Annotated in this window: 19 protein-coding genes; 12 read left to right on the top strand and 7 right to left on the bottom strand. The window is 40.1% G+C overall.

Annotated features, from left to right (window positions below):
• Window positions 1–66 precede the first annotated feature (66 nt).
• From J7W08_RS04585 to J7W08_RS04570, 4 genes are read left to right on the top strand one after another with little or no spacing between them, the layout of a single operon-like run.
• Complete coding sequence (locus J7W08_RS04585) at window positions 67–930, top strand: hypothetical protein (protein ID WP_233085458.1); 864 nt, start codon at window positions 67–69, stop codon at window positions 928–930.
• Between the two features lie 32 nt (window positions 931–962).
• Window positions 963–2,372, top strand: coding sequence for an aldehyde dehydrogenase family protein (locus J7W08_RS04580; RefSeq protein ID WP_233085457.1), 1,410 nt, complete (start codon window positions 963–965; stop codon window positions 2,370–2,372).
• A 5-nt stretch (window positions 2,373–2,377) separates the two neighbouring features.
• Entirely contained in the window at window positions 2,378–3,220 is an 843-nt protein-coding gene (locus J7W08_RS04575) for an SDR family NAD(P)-dependent oxidoreductase (protein WP_233085456.1), read from the top strand.
• A gap of 16 nt (window positions 3,221–3,236) precedes the next feature.
• A complete protein-coding gene (locus J7W08_RS04570; RefSeq protein ID WP_233085455.1) occupies window positions 3,237–3,989 on the top strand; it encodes a DUF5714 domain-containing protein in 753 nt (250 codons plus the stop codon).
• 113 nt (window positions 3,990–4,102) lie between these two features.
• Here J7W08_RS04570 and J7W08_RS04565 read toward each other — a convergent pair whose 3' ends face one another.
• The 6 genes from J7W08_RS04565 to J7W08_RS04540 form a co-directional block, all read right to left on the bottom strand.
• A complete protein-coding gene (locus tag J7W08_RS04565) occupies window positions 4,103–4,798 on the bottom strand; it encodes an MIP/aquaporin family protein (RefSeq protein WP_233085454.1) in 696 nt (231 codons plus the stop codon).
• A 123-nt stretch (window positions 4,799–4,921) separates the two neighbouring features.
• Window positions 4,922–6,073, bottom strand: a complete 1,152-nt coding sequence (locus J7W08_RS04560) for a phenylacetate--CoA ligase family protein (protein WP_233085453.1) — start codon at window positions 6,071–6,073, stop codon at window positions 4,922–4,924.
• A gap of 93 nt (window positions 6,074–6,166) precedes the next feature.
• Window positions 6,167–7,654 carry a radical SAM protein gene (locus J7W08_RS04555; protein ID WP_233085452.1) on the bottom strand — a complete coding sequence of 496 codons (1,488 nt, stop codon included), beginning with the start codon at window positions 7,652–7,654 and terminating at the stop codon, window positions 6,167–6,169.
• Between the two features lie 35 nt (window positions 7,655–7,689).
• Window positions 7,690–8,163, bottom strand: coding sequence for a DUF7479 domain-containing protein (locus J7W08_RS04550; RefSeq protein WP_233085451.1), 474 nt, complete (start codon window positions 8,161–8,163; stop codon window positions 7,690–7,692).
• Window positions 8,164–8,209: 46 nt separating this feature from the next.
• Window positions 8,210–9,322, bottom strand: coding sequence for a uroporphyrinogen decarboxylase family protein (locus J7W08_RS04545; protein ID WP_233085450.1), 1,113 nt, complete (start codon window positions 9,320–9,322; stop codon window positions 8,210–8,212).
• A gap of 477 nt (window positions 9,323–9,799) precedes the next feature.
• The gene (locus tag J7W08_RS04540) at window positions 9,800–11,968 is read right to left on the bottom strand and encodes an FAD-dependent oxidoreductase (protein ID WP_259370121.1); all 2,169 of its coding nucleotides are present in this window, start codon (window positions 11,966–11,968) and stop codon (window positions 9,800–9,802) included.
• A 217-nt stretch (window positions 11,969–12,185) separates the two neighbouring features.
• On the opposite strand from J7W08_RS04540, the gene J7W08_RS04535 reads away from it, so the two are divergent.
• The 7 genes from J7W08_RS04535 to J7W08_RS04510 all read left to right on the top strand — a co-directional run bounded on the left by J7W08_RS04535 (window position 12,186) and on the right by J7W08_RS04510 (window position 17,800).
• Window positions 12,186–12,530 (top strand): hypothetical protein, encoded by a 345-nt coding sequence (locus J7W08_RS04535; protein WP_233085448.1) that lies wholly within the window; start codon window positions 12,186–12,188, stop codon window positions 12,528–12,530.
• A 293-nt stretch (window positions 12,531–12,823) separates the two neighbouring features.
• Window positions 12,824–15,187, top strand: coding sequence for a histidine kinase N-terminal 7TM domain-containing protein (locus J7W08_RS04530; RefSeq protein WP_259370120.1), 2,364 nt, complete (start codon window positions 12,824–12,826; stop codon window positions 15,185–15,187).
• A 24-nt stretch (window positions 15,188–15,211) separates the two neighbouring features.
• Window positions 15,212–15,457, top strand: coding sequence for an ATP-binding protein (locus J7W08_RS04525; RefSeq protein ID WP_233085446.1), 246 nt, complete (start codon window positions 15,212–15,214; stop codon window positions 15,455–15,457).
• A gap of 223 nt (window positions 15,458–15,680) precedes the next feature.
• Window positions 15,681–16,103 carry a hypothetical protein gene (locus J7W08_RS04520; RefSeq protein ID WP_233085445.1) on the top strand — a complete coding sequence of 141 codons (423 nt, stop codon included), beginning with the start codon at window positions 15,681–15,683 and terminating at the stop codon, window positions 16,101–16,103.
• 102 nt (window positions 16,104–16,205) lie between these two features.
• The gene (locus J7W08_RS04515) at window positions 16,206–16,646 is read left to right on the top strand and encodes a hypothetical protein (protein ID WP_233085444.1); all 441 of its coding nucleotides are present in this window, start codon (window positions 16,206–16,208) and stop codon (window positions 16,644–16,646) included.
• Window positions 16,647–16,970: 324 nt separating this feature from the next.
• Window positions 16,971–17,102: a hypothetical protein gene (locus J7W08_RS12205; protein WP_259370119.1), complete on the top strand. Its 132-nt coding sequence runs from the start codon at window positions 16,971–16,973 to the stop codon at window positions 17,100–17,102.
• 131 nt (window positions 17,103–17,233) lie between these two features.
• Complete coding sequence (locus J7W08_RS04510; protein ID WP_233085443.1) at window positions 17,234–17,800, top strand: toll/interleukin-1 receptor domain-containing protein; 567 nt, start codon at window positions 17,234–17,236, stop codon at window positions 17,798–17,800.
• A 58-nt stretch (window positions 17,801–17,858) separates the two neighbouring features.
• Here the strand turns inward: J7W08_RS04510 and J7W08_RS04505 are convergent, their stop codons facing one another.
• Entirely contained in the window at window positions 17,859–18,434 is a 576-nt protein-coding gene (locus J7W08_RS04505; RefSeq protein ID WP_233085442.1) for a VTT domain-containing protein, read from the bottom strand.
• A gap of 295 nt (window positions 18,435–18,729) precedes the next feature.
• Between J7W08_RS04505 and J7W08_RS04500 the strand changes: the two genes are divergently transcribed.
• Window positions 18,730–20,154 carry a ribulose-bisphosphate carboxylase gene (locus J7W08_RS04500; RefSeq protein ID WP_233085441.1) on the top strand — a complete coding sequence of 475 codons (1,425 nt, stop codon included), beginning with the start codon at window positions 18,730–18,732 and terminating at the stop codon, window positions 20,152–20,154.
• The last annotated feature ends 3 nt before the right edge of the window (window positions 20,155–20,157 follow it).

Below are 20,157 nucleotides of genomic sequence, written 5' to 3'. Positions count from 1 at the left end.
TTCTTAAAGTTATTTTGGAACAAAAAACGAAAAAGATCATCAATATAAAACCAAGGAGTTCTGTTTATGAGTGGATTGATCCCCCTGAAATATATTGAAAGCAAAAGCAGAATACTCGTCAACACTCCAATATACTTCTGTCTGTTTATGCTATTTACAATACTTGGAATACTTGCATATTATATACAGACAAAAGATGAAATTACTCCTGCAATTATACTCTCTGTACTATGGATCATTTTCTGGAAGAACAGCCAAACGGAAGGAAAGATCTTTCTTGTGATAGCTTCCGTTTTTGGTTATATTCATGAATTATTAGGCGTACAGTATGGATATTTCACATATCTCGGCGGTGCAATTGGGAATGTTCCAATATGGATATTGCCCGGGTATGGAGCAATATTCTGGTCAGCTCATAATCTCTGGAAGATATTCGAAAGACAATATTCAAGGTCCAAATGGTTCCATTTTACAGATCATTTTGTCATCTTAAGTTTTGTTCTGCTTATATTGGCAGACTACAGATATTTCGATCTGACAAAGGACCTCCTGAACACGTCTGTTAAATTTGCTATTGTCTTCATGCTGTTTAGGAATTTCAACTTGTTAAGACTTGCATACTTTACAGGTTTCTTCACAGTCCTTACTGAGACCGCAGGAGAAACATTTGGAACATGGTCACATCCGAGCTTTTCATTACTTTCCCTTATGGCAGGATACGTATTCCTTCTCTGGATATGCTTGTCACTTGCTGAGGTAATAGAAGCAAGGAAAGGAACGTATCATGGAAATAATCAACTGATAAGTTGCATGTCTGCATTAAAAGGATTTGTGAACGGACAGAAAGAATGGACAAAAAGAGAGGCAACTGCCGCACTTTTGTTGACATCGTTCTATACTTTATCTTTGCTTGGACTTACTGCAGTCTGAGCATTTCTTTTTCCTGATAATGAGGAATGATCATGTGCTTGGAAATCCAACAGGTCTTTGAAATTCAAAAGAAGAATGCCCCTAACCTTGCACGAATGGATGCAGAGCAGCGGCTGGAACTTCTCAGACGAATCGAGAACTATCTTCAGGATGGTGAGCGCTTAAAAGAGCTGTACAAAGCTATGTACAATGATCTTCGCAAACCTGAAACTGAAGTAATAGCTACAGAAGTTGGTATCGTCCAGGCACATATCACTCATATAAAACGAAATCTTCACAAATGGATGAAAAATAAAAAAGTACCCACGCCACTTTCACTTTTGGGGACAAGATCACATATACGTTATGAGCCAAAAGGCGTTGTTCTTATCATAGCACCATGGAATTTCCCATTCAATCTTTCACTGGTGCCTCTTATTTATGCAATTGCAGCCGGGAATGCGGTCATCCTGAAACCCAGTGAAATGGCTGCTCACACTTCATCTTATATTTCACTGATGATGTATGAGCTATTTGACGAAAGTGAAGTTGCAGTTTTCGAGGGAAATGAATCGGTAGCACAGGAGCTTCTTGACCTTCCGTTCAACCATATTTTCTTCACAGGCAGTCCTCGGGTTGGAAAAATAATAATGTCCAGGGCTGCACAGCATTTGTCCAGCGTTACTTTAGAACTGGGTGGAAAGTCACCGGCGATCATTGATGACACTGCAAATGTAAAGAAGATAGCAAAAAACCTTGTGTGGGCGAAATTCATCAACAATGGTCAGGCCTGCATAGCACCGGATTATCTCATAGTCCATGAATCTGCTAAAGATTGTTTTGTAAAAGAGTTTGGTCAGGCACTAAACCAACTCTATGACCCATCAGGAACAGGGATACAAAATTGTCCTGATTACTGTCGCATAATCAATGATCATCACTATGGTCGACTCCGAACCCTGTATAATGATGCATGCGAAAAAGATGCTCAGGTATTGTATGGTGGTGATTTTGATGATTCTGAACTTTATATGGCTCCTACACTACTGGATAATGTTTCTCCTGACATGAAGATCATGAAGGAAGAAATATTCGGTCCTCTGCTACCAATGATCACATACATCAACAGGGAAGATGTAGAATGTATCATAGAGAACAGTCCCTCGCCACTAATTCTATACATTGCCAGCCAGGACCAGGATAATATAGACTATTTTATGGACAATATTTCCTCTGGAAGCACGCTAACTAATGATTATATGCTCAGCTATAGCAATCCCCACTTACCTTTTGGTGGACTAAACAACAGTGGTATCGGAAAGTCCCTTGGATTTCATGGGTTTGTAGGTTTCTCTAATGAAAGAGCTGTGATGCACCGTAAATGGGGTTCTGTGGGAATCTTGTATCCGCCTTACAACGAGAAAATTCAGAGCATATTGAAGTTCATCTACAGGTGGATGTGATCAATATGGGACGTATGAACAATGATGGATCGGAAGATAGACATGATGAAAGAACCGCTCTTATTACCGGAGGATCAAGTGGCATAGGGCTTGAGCTGGCAAAGCTATTTGCTAAAGATGGCTACAAGTTGCTGTTGGTAGCAAGACCGGAAGAAGAGCTGATCAATGCTCGTAAGATCCTGCAAAAGATAGATCCGAATACTCGAATTCTATTAAGGTCAATTGACCTTTCTAAACCCGGAAGTGCACAAGAGGTCTATTCATTCTCGAAAGAGAATTGTTCCCGGATCGATGTATTGGTCAACTGTGCAGGATTTGGGACATACGGTTTCATAAATGAGATAAGCAGCCAGCGTGAGCACGATATGCTTCATCTCCATGTACTTACATTCTACGACCTTACCCGTTTTTATCTTAAAGATATGGTAGAAAGCGATGAGGGCCATATCATAAATATGGCTTCGATATCGGCTTTTCAGCCAAACCCTAATTTTGCAACATATGGAGCCAGCAAGAGCTTTATACTTCAATTTAGCCGGAGTCTGAATTACGAACTTCGGGAACGCGGTTCGAAAGTGCATGTAATGACGGTCTGTCCAACAGCGGTCAAAGGGACCGGATTCCAAAAAGCGGCCAGAATGGAAAATACGAACACTTTCAGTTCATGGATGACCACAACACCGGAAACTGTCGCACTTGACACATATCGTGCAATGCAGAAAAAGAAGGACATGATCATACCGGGTCATGGTTTTAATTTTATACACAGGATCGTCACAAGACTGCCGACAAAATGGTTAGTGAAACTTTCACGTTCTCAACTAAGAGAAAAACATTCGCAAATTTGAAAAGAAGGTGAGTAAAATGGATGCAATACCAAAAGGAACAACAAATTGTATGGTCTGTGGTAATGACATTAGTTACCATGATCATACATGCAAAGCAAAATGCTATTATTGTGGGTCTGAAGAAGACACCTACATGTGTTGCGAAAGTGCACATTACGTATGTGACAAATGTCATAGCTCAGATGCATTGGAGATCATTGAAAGTGTTTGCATGAATACGGATCTGAAGAACCCGATCCTGATCGCGGAAAAGATAATGGCACATCCAAAAATACCGATGCATGGCCCTGAACATCATTCACTTGTACCTGCTGCCCTTATAACTGCATACCTGAATTATATAGGCCAGAAAGACTACGCAAAGATAATCAAAGGTATTCGTAGAGGGGAAAAGGTTGCAGGTGGCTTCTGTGGATATCAGGGAGCATGTGGCGGAGGTATTGGAACAGGAATTGCAATAAGCGTTCTATTGAATGCTACACCACTAACCCCTGAAGAGCGTTCAAATGCAAACATGGGAACTTCCAGAGCATTAAAAGCAATTGCTGAGGCCGGTGGAGCAAGATGTTGTAAAAAAGCTACAAGGCTTTCCTTGAAAGAGGGTATGAAGTTCTTATCTGAACTATTTGGGATCAGTTGGACAAATGAATTTAATACAAATGTCCAATGCCAGTATACTCAGTATAATGAACAATGTGACAAGGATTGCATTTACAGGATATGTGAACAAAACAGCTCATTTGTGATACCCCTGGATATGAACAATTGATATTTAGGCCCAAATGGGTTGCAGACCTTTTTTTCATTTTCGAAATTAATTTTGTTCATTCCTATTTCGAATTGATATTTTTGGAATCGAACTAAAAAAAATAAGTTTTGCTTTTAAGCATTATTCGTTCTATTATCAGTCTTCAGGGAAAATAATTTTGTATAAAAGACCGCAGCAAGAATTCCACCTGTAAGCGGTCCGATCCAGTATACCAGGTGATCTGCCCAATGTCCCAGGACCAGAGCAGGACCAAATGTCCTTGCCGGGTTCATTGATGCGCCTGTCAGGCTTCCCCCCACGATGATATCCAGAAATACAATAGTTCCGATGAGGATGCCTGCGTACTTAGTAGAAGTTCTATTATCGACAGCAACTCCAAAAATAGTGAATACCAGCATAAAAGTTAGAATAGCTTCGATGATTATGCCTGCAGCAAAAGTAACGTCTGATGCCAGAGCTGTTGATCCCAAACTAATTTTGCCTGTATCTGAAGGTAATATGTAAGACAAGAACAGGCAGGCACCTATTGCTCCTATCAGCTGGGCTACAATATAGAATATAGTATTTTTCAGTTCCATTTGTCCCGTAACGAACAGAGAAGCAGTAACTGCTGGATTAATATGAGCGCCTGATATGTTCCCTATGGCATATACTGCGATCATGACAATGATCCCGGATGCAGTTGCTATGCCCAAAATCCCAAGTGAGCCATGGAATGGCAGGTTCACATTTACTGAACCAACGGCAACGAGGACCAGAGAGAATGTTCCTATGAACTCTGCCAGACTCTTTTCGATCGAATTTATCAAGAAGATGCCTCCATATTTTATGGATAAATAATAAATAATTTCGTAGTAAAACAAAAATGCTCATGCCTCCCGAAGGAGACACAAACCAACACGACTATTCTTGAGATGGATGAAATTGTCAGTTCAATTACTACTGTTGTGATCTTCCATCCTTTTCACGTTCATTATCCTCTGGTCCAGATGAGCACCACAACTGCATTTTTCATCGTAGATCGCGGAAATATCACGTGTGCGATATCGTATGAGGGGCATGCACCTGCGTCTTAATGTCGTGACCACAAGTTCTCCTTCCTTTCCGGAGGGCAGAACCTCCCCGGTTTGAGGGTCAATAACTTCTATCAGAAAATCAGGGTTATTAACGTGCAAACCATCCTGCCCCTCACATTCGATAGCATTTGCCAGCCCTAGTTCTGTCATCCCCCACTGCCTGACAGCTTTACAGCCCCAAACACTTTCAATTACCATTTTCATGGTGTCAGTTAAAGGTTCAGATGAGCAAATTATCTTTTTTATACCAAGGTCCGTTACATTTTGTATCTTATTTGCTGCTACTGAAAAGTCATAGATGAATGATGATGTGCCGATAATTACGGTCGTGCCATTTTCTTTTATGGTATCGATCTGGCTTTGTGCATCAACAGAATCGTTTATCACAGAACGGAAACCCGCAAGATCACAAGCCCTACTTAGGACAAGTCCCGGATCCCATGTTGCCGTTATTGTAGGATACATGATCTGTAAAGTATCATTGTTAGAACTCATTCCTGCCATCTTCAATCCGGAAATAACGGAATCAACTATCTCAAGTAACTCACCCTGCGTATATGCCACTCTTTTAAGCATATTTGTAGTTCCCGAACTTGTGAACTCGCGGGCAATTTCTTTCCTGGAAACACAGAGAAAATGATAAGGATGGGCTGCCAGTTTGTCCTGGTCTGTAAGAGGGATCTTTGCAAGATCTTCATATGTGTTTATCTGGGAAGAGTTGAGACCTTCCTTCGCATACAGTTCCTTGTAGAACGGGCTGTTGTCAGATACATAATCTATCAGTTCTTTCAATTTCAGAAGTTTGTATGCTTTTATATCACTCCTGTTAAGGTTCTGGTCGCCAAACAGTTGTTTTAACTCCTTGTCTTTACCAATGTCCTTTTTGATCTTAGCTACGCCCCACTGTTCCAATGGATTTCCACTTGTGATATCTATTTTTCTGGAATCCAGTTTTCTTTTTGCTACATTCATCCGAATGGATGTACTGATCTTTTCAGGAAGATTCATTCTCATTACCTCCGTTACTATTATCAATTCACAACTTGAACCTCTTGAATTAAATTAGATTAAGTTAATTTAAATTAAAAAGAAATAGAGATATCAATCTCCGATCCCAATAACCTTGTTCTTGTTACGATACAGGAAATCTCCATTGCAATTACTAAGATTGTAGTTGCAGAAAGGAATCAGTTTTCCATCCTGTGTCACTACATGTATGCAACAGTTCTCAACCCGTTCCTTTTCATATGACCAGACATCCTGGAACGCCATTGTTGAAATGGTCAGGTACTTGTTCATGCTCATTTCAATAAAATCTGCCCAGCCGCCACCGGAACGACAGCAAGAGCTTTCCATGGGTATTGTTTCAAGTGAAATGGCATTATTCGGCTTTTCGCAACAGGAAGAAGAGCCATTATTTTTACTCGCATTAATAAGCGAAGTTTTGCTAAGAAGATCCTTACATGATGGCTTTGAAAGCGGTTGCAGGTCAGGAGTTGAGCCTTTCCACCTGCCCATTATTGATTTTTTTGTCTTGTTAGCAACATCTGATTTTGAGCTCATAGCACCCATTGATACATTTGTCAATGGTACAAATTTGTCATTATCAACAAGAGTCAGACAGGTTGCTCCACAGTGGGCGGTTGGCATAAGAGAAGGTGTGAAATTCTCTACTTTCAGCTGACCATCTGTCTGTGTCTCAATTCCTTCGAGCAATTCCAGAATTGTGGTTCTGCCTTCCATTTCAGCAGGAGATCTTCCGGAATAGAAGACCGGCTGGAAATGTACCCCTCTTACAGTTGGAACTTTTTGACTTGCAAATTTGATGATCTTGCCAACTTCATGGAGGTTGTAGTTCTTTGCCACAAGAGGTACAAGTACGACCCCAATTCCGGCTTTCTCACATTTATTGATAACTTCAGCTTTTATGTCAAACAATTTCTTTCCGGTCCTCTGCATGTACACATCATCCGATACACCATCAAAACCAAGATAGATCGCATCGACACCTGCTGCTTTTATAAGATCGAAATAATCCTGGTCACGGGCAATTCGTCGACCGTTGGTATTTAGTTCAACGTGGCAAATGCCAACTTCTTTTGCCATTTTGATGATCTCGGGCAGATCGTTCCTTAATGTGGGTTCTCCACCGGATATCTGGACACAGGTCGGGTCATTGGAGCATGACATGACTGCTTCGAACATCCCTCTTATCGTGTCCATGTCCGGATCATTACTGGCATCAGCTGTAGAATCTGCAAAACAATATTTACAGCCCAGATCACACCTGTCGGTAACTTCCACAATAGCAAGACAAGTATCCTGTTTGTGAGAGGGACAGATGCCACAGTCATAAGGGCAGCCTTTATTTACATCAGTTAAAGGTGCTTTAACTCTGGCTCTATCTACGTCGAAACACTCTTCCATTTTAAGATAGTGATCTATGTCCTTGGAAATGAGTGTAGTAAAGCTGCCATGTTCAGCACATTCCTTTTTGATGTATACTTTGCCATCCTCTACATACTTGATACCCTCTATGGACCTGAGACATTCAGGACAAATTGTACCAACTTTACTGATCTGTTTCATCTTATCCCTCCCGGAGTTTTAGTTACACAAGTTCATCAGGCTCTCTTTTCTTCCAGGATTGATTCGGCTGTCTTCAGTGTCTTGGTAACACCCTCAGAAATATAGACATCACCACATTTCGGACAGACAATACCGGGACCTGGTCTTGAAACATCCAGATAGGCCATGTCAACATTCCTGTCAACTGCTGTCTCATTACAGTTGTGGCAGATCCATCCACTGTCGTCATCATATTCGACTTCAACGAAAGAACCTCCAGTCAATCCAGCAACGTTCATCTTATGAGCATATGCTGTTTTCAGTTCAAATGCACCATTTGAGAGGGGAGAATAAACTGCATAGGTGGTCAGGTTATCAGAAACACCTTTTGCAATGAAAACTTCCCCTTCTGCATTCTTCAGTTTTTTACCACTGGATTCCGCATTCTCTATTATATCCTGGATTTCTTCGATTCTAAACCCATTGTCTTTTAACAGGTCGTTCAATTCATCAGATACATTTAGATCCATAGAATAACACTCCTTATTTTATCTTGTACAGCTTATATTTTGAACTTCAGAATTTCTCATATTTTCCGAAATCTTTTGCAGCTTTCACCAGTGCGTGAACATTTCCAGGAGGAGCATTTGTTGGACATTCACAGGAAGTTCCAATGATAAATCCTCTCGGGCTATCCTTTCCTGCAAGGATCTGCTCTTTTGCCTGATCATAGACCTGCTTTGGAGTTCCACGGTCCACAAGCTTTGTATCAACTGTTCCGAAACAGGTACATCTGTTACCAAAGTGCTCTACAAGCTTTGATGATGGGAAAATATCCTTTCCATCATATCCGATCTGGACAACAGTGAACGGACTCATTGGAGCATCTTTCCATAGGTCAAAGTCATCACTGTGGTTTCCACAAAGGTGGTAGTATACTCCAGGACCTGCACCTGCGTTCATCATCTTTCGGACAGCTTTTGATACCGGGTTGTAGCTGAACCTCTTGATCTGCTCCCTGTCCATCAGGTCACCGCTTGCAATTACTGATCCGGTGATCATAACGTTTGCACCATAGCGGTTTGCTGTAGCTTTACAGGCATTTGCCATGTGGTCGGAAGCTTTGATCGTCAGTTTATCGACGACTTCCGGTTCAGTGATCATCCACATGAAAACATCATCAATAGAAGCCCAATTTGTTGCAACTTCCATTGTACCGCCAAGCTGGGTTATCGGAGCGAACATCTGGGGGAATTCATTCTTGCAGGTATCCAATGCCTCGAAATGTTTTGTCAGCGTAGGACCTTTCGCAAGATCTTCAGGACTCAATACTTCAAAATTGTCGACATCTGCAGCATCTTTTATTGGACGCTTTGTAATTCCCGGAGGTGAATTAGCCTGTACCTTCACTTTAGCTCCGTAATCTTCACCCCAGTAATCTGCATAGAGGTAATGACCTACCGGAGTTACATCATACATTTCACATGTATGACAAACCATTCTCATTGCTTCTGCCGGATTCTGCCAAAAATAGCCAACGTTTTTCTTGAAAACGCTTGCTGCATGTGACAAAATGATCGGATCCACAATCACTCTTTCCGAGGGCGTATCTACAAACGGAGTTGTCCATAAATTCCCTGCATTTTCTAGCCAATTTGTATCTATTGGTGCATAATCTTCTGCTGGCATGATTTCATCACCCAATCTGTTTATATCTTGCATCAATAGTCTGAGAAGCAAATTTTTCCATAGTTACCACTCATGATCACTGATGCAGTATCTTTCTTCGATCCATATCAATAGAATGGGGTATACCCCTGTTCTATTGACTAATCTTTGATATCTGGTTGAGATTATATATAATAACCCGGAATAGTAAATCGATAGTCATCGCGTTGACGATGGGCTGTTTTTCGTTCAGAATATGATTCTGAATGATTCTGTATTCAGGAACCAAGCCATGTCATAAAAAAAAGTATTATTCAAAAATAATAGCTTTGATAATATCAAACCCATGAATCTCATTAGTGATAAGATTGGAGCCAGATCTTGATCTTATAATATAGAACAAAGACAAAAAAATGTTATAATTTACGATGGTAATTTTGAATATTTAAGATAATAGTAAAAATACTTCCAAATAATTCGCAATCAATATCTTTTCATTCAGATATTTCTTGCAACCTCGTTTGCATTAGTAATTGCTTTCCACAAGTTCCCAGGTTCGCTTGAATCACCCAATGCGTATATTTCTTGAGATGGATCGTCTTTCAATAGCTGGTAATATAAGGAATTATTCGGCTTGCCGGAAGTTGCGAACAAAACAAGATCAGCGTTTAGTTGTATTTCCTCTACATTACCAGCCTGAATATCTTTTTCAAAAGGATTATGTACATTTTCAGGAATGACTGCTTTCCATGGTGTATAGGGAGCTTTTTTTCCTTTGTTTACAGATAAATAGGCTTTGTTCCCTGAAAAACGTATTACTTCTGTAGTATTATATGCTGTGATAGGTTCCCTTAAAAGATCATCCTTTTTACCGGAAGGAGAACCTTTTCCCATCATCATCCATAACATCTGGGACCTGTTTGCCATAACTGTTTTTGGTATCAGGTCCTTGTTCTTTCCGACGACAGCCACATTAAGGCCTTTTTCATAAGCAAGAGAATAACCGACCTCACATCCCAGGATCCCACCACCTACTACAAGAACATCTTTCACATCATCCGAAATATCCAAATCATTCTTAAGGAACTCTCGAATTTCCTCATGTGGGATGCTTTCCAGCCCCTCTATATCCGGTATTGAAGTTTCCAGTCCGGTACAACAAAGGATCACATCGAAGTGATCGTTGACATCCCCGGGAGTCACTGCTTTATTGAATTCGACTTTTAGACCATCCTTAATTAATAGTTCGAGTTGAAAGTGAAGGTTCTCAAGATAGCGTCTTATATCATGTTTGATCATCATTTTCCCGGCCAGATGAAGTTGCCCTCCAATATGGTCGTTTTTTTCGAAAATAGTTACATCGTGTCCTCTTTTATGAGCAGTCATTGCAGCTTCACAGCCTGCAGGTCCTGCACCGATCACAGCAATTCTTTTCACAACATCTGCTCTGGTCAGTTTTTTGCAATCTTCAAAGCCCATGTATGGATTCACAGTACAGCAGGAATGACCGCCCATCTTGAACGATTCAATACAACCTTCCTGGTCCCCGATGCAGTGTACGATCTCCTTTGTTCTTCCTTCTTTTACTTTCCTGGTCCAGTAAGGATCGGCCAGAAGTGGTCTTCCAAGCATAACAAAATCCGCCCATCCCTTATCCAGAACCTTTTCAGCAACTTCAGGTTTTCCCAGTTTACCCACAGCTATTACTTTTGCATTGATGTTCTCTTTCTGGAAATATGATCTCAATCTGCCGGCGAGCTCTTCAGCATAGATGGCATCATCAAAGTATGCAGGAGGGTGTGGCCAGAACCAGTTGTCATAACAACCTTTGTCCACATCGAATGCATCTACTCCGGCTTCATAGAGCACTTTACAAAATTCGAGTCCTTCTTCAATTTTGCGTTCCTTTCCACGAAATTGCTTTTTGAAGATCTCTTGACCATAACTTTCTTCTAAGGCCTGGGTAAGATCGATCCTATAGATTATAGGGAAATCATCACCACATCTTCTCTTGATCTCCTTTACAACATCGATACCGAACTGGAACTTATTCCTGTATCTTCCGATCTTCCGCCTGTTCCAGGGATCAGAAGTTAACTGGTCCATCAGGTAACCTTCATGGCCATGTATCTGGACGCCGTCAAAACCGGAGACTTTTGCATTGACTGCACATTGGCCGAAGCTTTTCACGATCTTACGGATCTTTCGATCGGAAAGTGGAAAATGCGGTATCTGTGGAACATAAAAATTCCTGTTAAATGAAGCTGATCTTAAGATCTTGCCTTTCAAAGCAGGCTCAGGTGAACCAACCCTGCCAAGTCCGGCAGATAATTGAATAAATATTTTAGAACCGAATGGCTTTACCGCAGATGTCAGGTCTCTCCATCCCGAAAGCCGGGTCCTTGAAGTTCCATCTATACGTGGAAAATACGTAGTATCATTATCTTCAGAAACAGTTGGATCAATTCCAAAAGAAACCGGGACCAGACCGGTTATCAATAAGCCTGTACCACCTTTTGCCCGCTCTTTAAAGTAAGCGACCATCTTATTCGTAGGACGGCCAGTGGGATCAGCCATATTGATGTTTCCCATTGGAGCCATAATGACTCTGTTCATCAAATTACATGTACCGATATTACAGGGTTCAAATAATCTCTCATAGGTCATCTTTTTCTCTCTACATATTTCATACTCATATTATTCAGTATTTCATGCTGACAATGAACTTCACGGAAACATGTTTAAAGTAATCTTACTTTGCGTTAATCCCTATTATATTAACGGTTTTGATAATATCAAAGGCGTTGTTTCCCGAATATGAGTCGTTATATATACCGAAATAATCATCTTTTCTTTAGTGAACTATTTACGTGAGGTATAAGCGATGGATGTGGAAGAGAGCAAATTAATGGCAAATCTTACTCGAAATGATAGGTATTCTGAGGAACTAAAACGAAAAGGCGTTAGTAAAAATTTGTATGATGCTAATAGAAATGTAACATGTCCTCAATGTGGAACATCCTTTAATCTATTCTACTCAAGAGCAAAACTTTGCACCGGTTGTCCGGATTCGATAAATGGATGTGAATATGCACGTTGTACACATTGCGATTCTGAATTCCCTCTGAACAATTTCATGTCCAATATGTCCTCGAGGACAATGTCCAATTATATGGGATCTGTAGTTAAACGTTATCAGGATACATTCGGATATAGCCAGTGGGAATGATATCTCATTTCCACATTAAAATTCAATTTAGAATCTTCTTTATCAGCAGCTCTATCTTTTGAATTGCTGGAGTAAATTTCACATATAGTGCTTAGGTCAAAATATACCTAAACATATTTTCTTCTTAGATTGTACAGATAATCGTATGATTTCCATCTTCATAGATCTGTCTCTTTTGATCTTGGATACTTTAAAAACAAGCGCAAGAAGTAAATTAGCAATTATAATAACTACATATTTATAATATCATCTCTTATTTTCTTGAAATTAGTTCATTAACTGAAGGTATTGTCATGCTATATCCTAGTTTATATTCATTTTTCTTGATTATTTCCGGTATCTTGCTTATAGTGATGGCACTGTATATCCGCCAGTTCAAGGACTCTGAATATATTACTTATTTTTCAATGCTACTATTTTCGGTTGCAATATATTCAATATTTTATGCTTTGGAAATATCTTCTACAACAATGGTGACTTCGTTGTTCTTTTATAAACTTCAGTATGTTGGCATCGTTTTGATCCCTGTTTTTTTGCTCCTATTTTCGATCAGCTATACAAGAGAAGATAAATGGTCTACTCCTTCGAGGATCTTTGCTCTCTTTATTGTTCCAGTGATCACGCTGATCCTTGTATTCACTACTGAGATGCATCACCTGTTCCACGAAGTTATTTACATCAAGACTACAGGTCCACTTTTTGGTCTTTACTTTGAACCGGGTATTTACTATTGGTTCTATCAGTTCTATTTGATCATATTGGTAGTATTTTGCATTGTTATTTTCTTCAAGACGTACTTTTCTAACAGATCCTTTTTTGGTATACACTTGCTACTTCTAATTATCTGCTCTTTGTTACCTTTTTCAATATACCTGCTTTATCTGGCAGGGATCTTTCCTGAGGGTTTCGATCCTATACCCTTTGCTTTTACTTTAACTATGATAATGATATACATCGGTATATTTCGTTATAGATTACTCGATATAACTCCTCTTGCACGTAGTTTCCTTTTTGAGAATATGCCTTCAGGTTTCATAGTTCTTGATGGTAAGGGTAGAATTGTTGATGTTAACCAATTTGTAGAAAAATATATGGACTTGGGTGCAAAAGACATTGGCAAACTGGCATCAGAAGTGTCTGGATACTGGCATGAACTTCTGGATCTTGAACTTAATGATAAAGATATGAAAAATATCGAGCTAAAGAAAAGCCTCGGAGGTACAACTTTCTGGTTTGCTGTTAATGTATCAACCCTTTGCAATGAACATGGTGATTTTCATGGAAAAATGATCGTTCTGGATAATATTACAGATAAAAAGCTTACAGATGATATTCTATCCATTCAGCATGATCTTTCAATTGAAATGGGAACACGTTCTGACCTTATTAGCACCCTGAATTCTCTGGTGGAACATCTGGTAACGATCGAAGCTATTGATTCCGGTGGGATCTATCTGGTAGGTGATAATGGGGACCTGGATATGATCGTACACAATGGGCTTTCACCAGAGTTCGTAGCACAATGCAGCCATTACGATAAGGATTCACTGAATGCAAAAATTGTAAGGGATGGCAAACCTGTATACATAAAATATTCTGATATGCTATCAGGTAATCTTATTAATAATCTGTCTGAAGATTGTTTGTCTGAGGGATTGAAATCAATGACTGCAATTCCTATCCGTTTCGAAGGCAAAGCTATTGCATGCATGAGTCTTTCATCTCACACTTACAACGAGATTCCTGAACAGACCAGAAAAGGACTTGAAAGTATAGCATCTTTTGCAGGCGAGTATATCGCAAGAGCAAAAATGCAAGATATTCTGGGTAGGCAGAAGACCGATCTGGAAAACTTGTTCAATTCAATGGACGATCTTTTTTTTGTTCTTGATGAATCTGGTAACATCATCTCAACCAATGAATCAGCCAGATTAAAGCTGGGATACACTGAAGAAGAATTTTCTTCAATGAAAGTTACCGTTATTCATTCTGATGACAGAAAACATGAGGTCATATCAATCCTCAACGAAATGCTTGGCGGTAAAATAAATTCATGTTCAGTTCCTCTTCTTTCAAAAGATGGGATGTTTATGCCCGCGGAGACCAAGTTCAGCATCGGTAGCTGGAATGGCAAAAAAGTACTGTTTGGAATTTCAAGGGATATAAGTGAACGCCACAAATTTGAAAAAGAGATCCTTGAGGCTAAGAATAAAGCCGAAGAAGCTAATCGCATTAAATCTGAATTCCTCGCAAACATGAGCCATGAGCTACGTACTCCTCTTAATTCCATCATTGGTTTCTCACAGTTTCTAAATAGCAATCCTTTCGGTAACTTGAATAAAAAGGAAATTAAATATTCAGACAATATCGTGATGAGTGGAAAACACTTACTTGATCTGATCAATGACATTCTTGATCTTTCTAAGATTGAAAGCGGGGAAATGGAACTTGAATATGAAACGTTCAGTTCAGTTTCCTTTTTTTCTGAAGTGGAAGATATGATCAAACATCTGGCAGATAAAAAGAACATTGATATCTTCAATCAGGCTTGTTCTGAAAGTATCGAAATGTATGCTGACAGGTTGAGGATGAAACAAATATTATATAATCTGTTAAGCAATTCCCTGAAGTTCACGCATGAAAATGGATGTATATAGATCAATGCTGTTGATCGTGATAATATGTTGGAAATTTCTGTATCGGATAATGGTATTGGTATTCCCAAAAATAGGCATGATGAAATATTTGAGACTTTCAAACAGGCGGATTCTTCAACTTCAAAACAATATGGTGGTACAGGTCTGGGATTAGCTCTGGTCAAACAATATGTTGAGATGCATGGTGGAAATATTTGGCTGGACAGTGAAGAAGGTGTGGGCAGTACCTTTACTTTTACGATCCCTTCAACTTCAGATACTCTGCGATGAACATACCTAGTTTTAGCTTCATTAAAATTTAAGGAAAACAGTCTATTGTTTCGTAGAGATCCACTAGCTAATAGTTCTCAGTCCCTACAAAAAATATATATGTTGTCATTCCACCTTTTTATCTAGGGGTTTTTGATATTATGGCAATAAGACTGAAAGTCACAAATGTGGAAGAGTTTCTTGAAAGAAACAGGATGAATTCCATCACAGGGTTGAGAATAACATGGAACTAATTCCCTATTTTCATGTACTTGTTGGTATCCTTGTCTTTATTGTAGGGTTCGTTTTCCATTGGTTAGGTCAATTTATCTCAATATTGAACTGGGATCTTGCCACAAAAATAGGGCTTCAGGAAAAGAAAATGATTCCTGAGTTTAAGGTATATGAACATGCAATGGCTGCTGCTGATGCATCAATTGGCTGGATATATGGACTTGTGGCTGTCGGTCTGGTCCTGAATTTACCATGGGCGTTTAAACTGGCCTGGATCCCGGGTGTGATCTTTCTATATCATAGCTTAAGTTTTTGGTTTTGGGTCGGGAACCAGAACAGGTTAGGATATCAGACCACCACGGACAGGTTCAGGATCATCTGGTTCCTTACAAATTTCATAACCGGTATTCTGACAATTATAGTTGCGTGGTAATATGGTGTTTTGATCAGACATGATCACAAAATATGAAGCACATCTAATAAATTCAAAATGAATATAAAATTCATTAATAAAAATCAAAAATGAGGTTGGAATATGCAGGAACTTGAACTTCTTTCACGTATGACTTTATATATTCTTTTGGGATTGTTCGGTTTAGTTACACTTATCCTCGGATGGTTCCAGATCAATGTCTACAAAGGTAAAGCCATGGATAATCCGGATGGTTCAACCGATGATTGGCATGAGCAAAAGATACTATTTGGAATGTCACTTGCAGACATAATCATAATTTGTCCGGCTACTTTTGTAGGCATTACCTTAATACTGATAGATTCCCACTGGGGTTTTTCTATTCTTGGAGTGCTTAGTTTCTGGCATGTGTGGGTGAATACTGCTTTTACAGTTACCAGCTTGCGGTTTGAAAAGCCAGAAATGACTTTCATGTGGTTCATGGCTTATCCATTTGGTATACTGCTTGGTTTACTTTACCTTATTTGGATGTTTGTTCATTTCGAGATTGTGTTTTTCCTCTGATTAAGTTCGATCATGAAATCAAACGATACTCGTCAACCAATACCTAGTTATACGTTAACAGCAACTTTCAACATGTGGTTTGAAGCAGGGTTGGGGAACTCTGTATTAAGAAAAGGGTACTTCCTTTGCTCATGTAAGTGCTCGTAAGTACTGTAAGAATCTTATTTGTATGAAGGGTGTTTTAGAAAACGGTCATCGATTTGTCCTTACATGAGCAATCCTTTTTGCTTTTATCCGAGAATGCTGGCAAATAAGAAGTCATTAAGTATAGCCTTAAGTAGAAGGAAGCTCAAATTTATTAATTGACCAAAGGGGGTATATTATTTGCAAAAAGAAGAGAAGAATTCATCAATTCAGCCAGAACCGATACCATGTCCGGAACCTGAACCAGAGCCATCTCCTGAGCCTGTTCCCTATCCCGAGCCAACCAAAAAGCCACGGGATAAGAAAGACTGATTGATCAACTGGTTGATTGACCGTTTAATAGAAATGTCATATCTGCTGCAACAACCTCGACTTTTAAAGTTGAGATAATTACCCATATTCAGGATCATTGAAAAAAGGCAAAGTCTTGTGAGGTAATAGCAATGATAACCAGAGTCTATATTTCTCACTCTGAGCAGGACATCGGTCTGGCTCAGGAACTTGAACAGGCCTTGTGGGCTGTGAACCTGGAGAGTTTTTCCTCTCTTACCAAAAAGACCGAATCAATCTCCGATGCGGAACTGATCAGCTTTGGGATCCGTCATTCAGATTGTGTGGTCGTCATCCTGACCATGGATGGAGTTTTATCACCCAAAGTGAATGAGGAGATCGGGCTTGCTGTGGGTACGGATCAGTTGATAATTCCATTGTTGGAATACGGGGAGAAATTACCGGCTTTAATAAGCCACCTTCATTCCATCGGTTTTTCCAGGGATACCTATGAAGATGCACTGGGTGTGGTCATAAAAGATCTACGCCAACTCACGAAACTTGATTGGCTGAAAATAAAATGTCCTCACTGCGGGGAAGAAATGACACAATATATAACCCCTCAGGAAGAGATAGAGAAGGTTCTCCTGGAAGGCACTGATCTTAAGACCATGTGTAGCTACTGTGAAAATGCTGTCTATCTGAACCCCAGGACATTCAAACCTCGTTCTCCTGAGTGATCCTTGCATGAGCATTCAGATTGATTGATTTATCGATCTGTCAGATATTTAAATCAATTCAGATCAAACTGTATCCAAGCTTTGAAAATTCCACAAGCAGAACAATAAGTGTAAAATTACCCGCAAGCAACGGAACTATCATTTTCCGGAATGGGAACTTTACTATTGCAAGTGCTATTGCTATCACATCACTTGGTAGAGGTGTGAGGGAATAAAGGAAGATCATTAGCATTGTTATCCTGTCATCGATCCCTTCCATCCATTTTGTCAGGCGGAGAACATTGCCTTCATATTTTCCTTTTATGCATTGCCTGCTTTTTGAACCCATGTAGTAGAATACAAGGTCGCCGAAAGTAAGTCCTATGCTTGCGAAAAAAGCGATCCAGAAAGAATTTACTCCTCCAAGGGATATTGTGATCAAAGCTGTGTAAAAGGTAGTGGAGGTAAATGTTGAAACGCCGCCTATCATAGCCAGCAGGAAGACAAAAATGTAAACGTTGCGTACTCCCAGCCTTTCGACTATTTCTCCCGGGGGGTGATAAAAAAGAAGAACTGACCAGGAAACTATGAAGAGAATAATTAGTCCGAGAACCTGTATGTTCCTTTTACCATTATGATGGAGACAAGATTCCATTTCATTATCATATACTTTTAATGGGATCAGCTTTCCATTTTTTTCCTGCATTTAACCTCTTAACAATTTGAATAGTTATGGGATAAAATCCCTTCATTTATATTATATACTTCGCTACCAGCAAATAATGCTCTTTTAAGCAAATGTAGCTCTAAATGTGGATATCGAAATAACAGGGCTGAATCTCAAATACGATTAAGTTATAGCATTTTAATAAAGGCATTCGATTCCTTATTTTTATTGCGTTTCATTTCACTCCAAATATTCAAATAGATTGCAAGCAGTTATTCTTACTATGAGCTCGATTCATGAAGATCTGGTCCGATCGCTCGATTCCAAACAGGCAGCTTATGTGAATCTTGAAATACCGGACCCTACGAATGGGGAATATCTTCTTGGAGTTTTTCACTTTATTCCGGGGGGAGATCTGAATATATTGCAGGCAGCAGCGGAGATCGCAGCTGAATCATCGACTGGTACGAACTTTAAGGTCAATACTGAGACCAAATTCTCTAAGACGATGAACGCTCTGGTCTACCAGCTTGACCTTGAAAGGAACCTTGTCTGGATAGCTTATCCATGGAGACTTTTTGACAGGGGAGGAAATGTCCAGAATATCCTGACATACATTGTCGGAAACATTCTGGGCATGAAAGAGATAGCAGCACTCAAGCTTTTGGACGTCTGGTTCCCGCCATCAATGCTCGAGCAGTATGATGGTCCTGGCTTTACTGTTGATGACATGCGAAAATACCTGGATGTATATGACAGGCCGATCCTTGGTACCATCGTAAAACCAAAGATGGGGCTCACTTCTGCAGAGTATGCAGAGGTCTGCTATGACTTCTGGGTAGGCGGAGGAGATTTCGTTAAGAACGACGAGCCTCAGGCAAACCAGGACTTCTGTCCATACGACAAGATGGTAATGCACGTAAAGGAAGCCATGGACAAGGCGGTCAAAGAAACCGGTCAGAAAAAGGTCCATTCCTTTAATGTTTCAGCTGCTGATTTTGACACCATGATCGAAAGGTGTGAAATGATCGTCAATGCCGGATTTGAGCCTGGAAGCTATGCATTCCTCATTGATGGCATAACCGCTGGCTGGATGGCAGTCCAAACCATCAGAAGGCGATATCCTGATGTGTTCCTGCACTTCCACAGGGCAGCTCATGGTGCTTTCACAAGACCTGAGAACCCCATCGGATTTTCAGTACTGGTCCTGTCCAAGTTCGCACGCCTTGCGGGCTCTTCAGGTATACACACAGGTACCGCAGGTGTGGGTAAAATGAAAGGAACACCCGAAGAGGATGTAGTTGCTGCACATGGTATCCAGTACCTCAGTTCAACCGGTCACTTCTTTGAGCAGTCATGGACAAAGATCATGGACACCGACAAGGATGCTATAGAGCTTGTACATGAAGACTCAGCTCACCATGTGATCCTCGAGGATGACAGCTGGAGAGGCATGAAGAAGTGCTGTCCGATAGTTTCCGGTGGTTTGAATCCGGTCAGACTGAAACCGTTCATTGATGTAATGGGCAATGTGGATTTCATCACAACAATGGGTTCAGGCGTACATGCACATCCCGGAGGTACCCAGGCAGGAGCAAAAGCGCTTGTTCAGGCATGTGATGCTTATCTGAAGAACATAGACATTGCAGAATATGCCAAAGATCATGAAGAACTGGCACAGGCAATTGAATATTTCCCAAAGGACTGAGAT

Source organism: Methanococcoides orientis (assembly GCF_021184045.1).
GTDB classification, from domain to species: domain Archaea; phylum Halobacteriota; class Methanosarcinia; order Methanosarcinales; family Methanosarcinaceae; genus Methanococcoides; species Methanococcoides orientis.
This window is presented reverse-complemented; position numbering and strand designations above follow the sequence as displayed.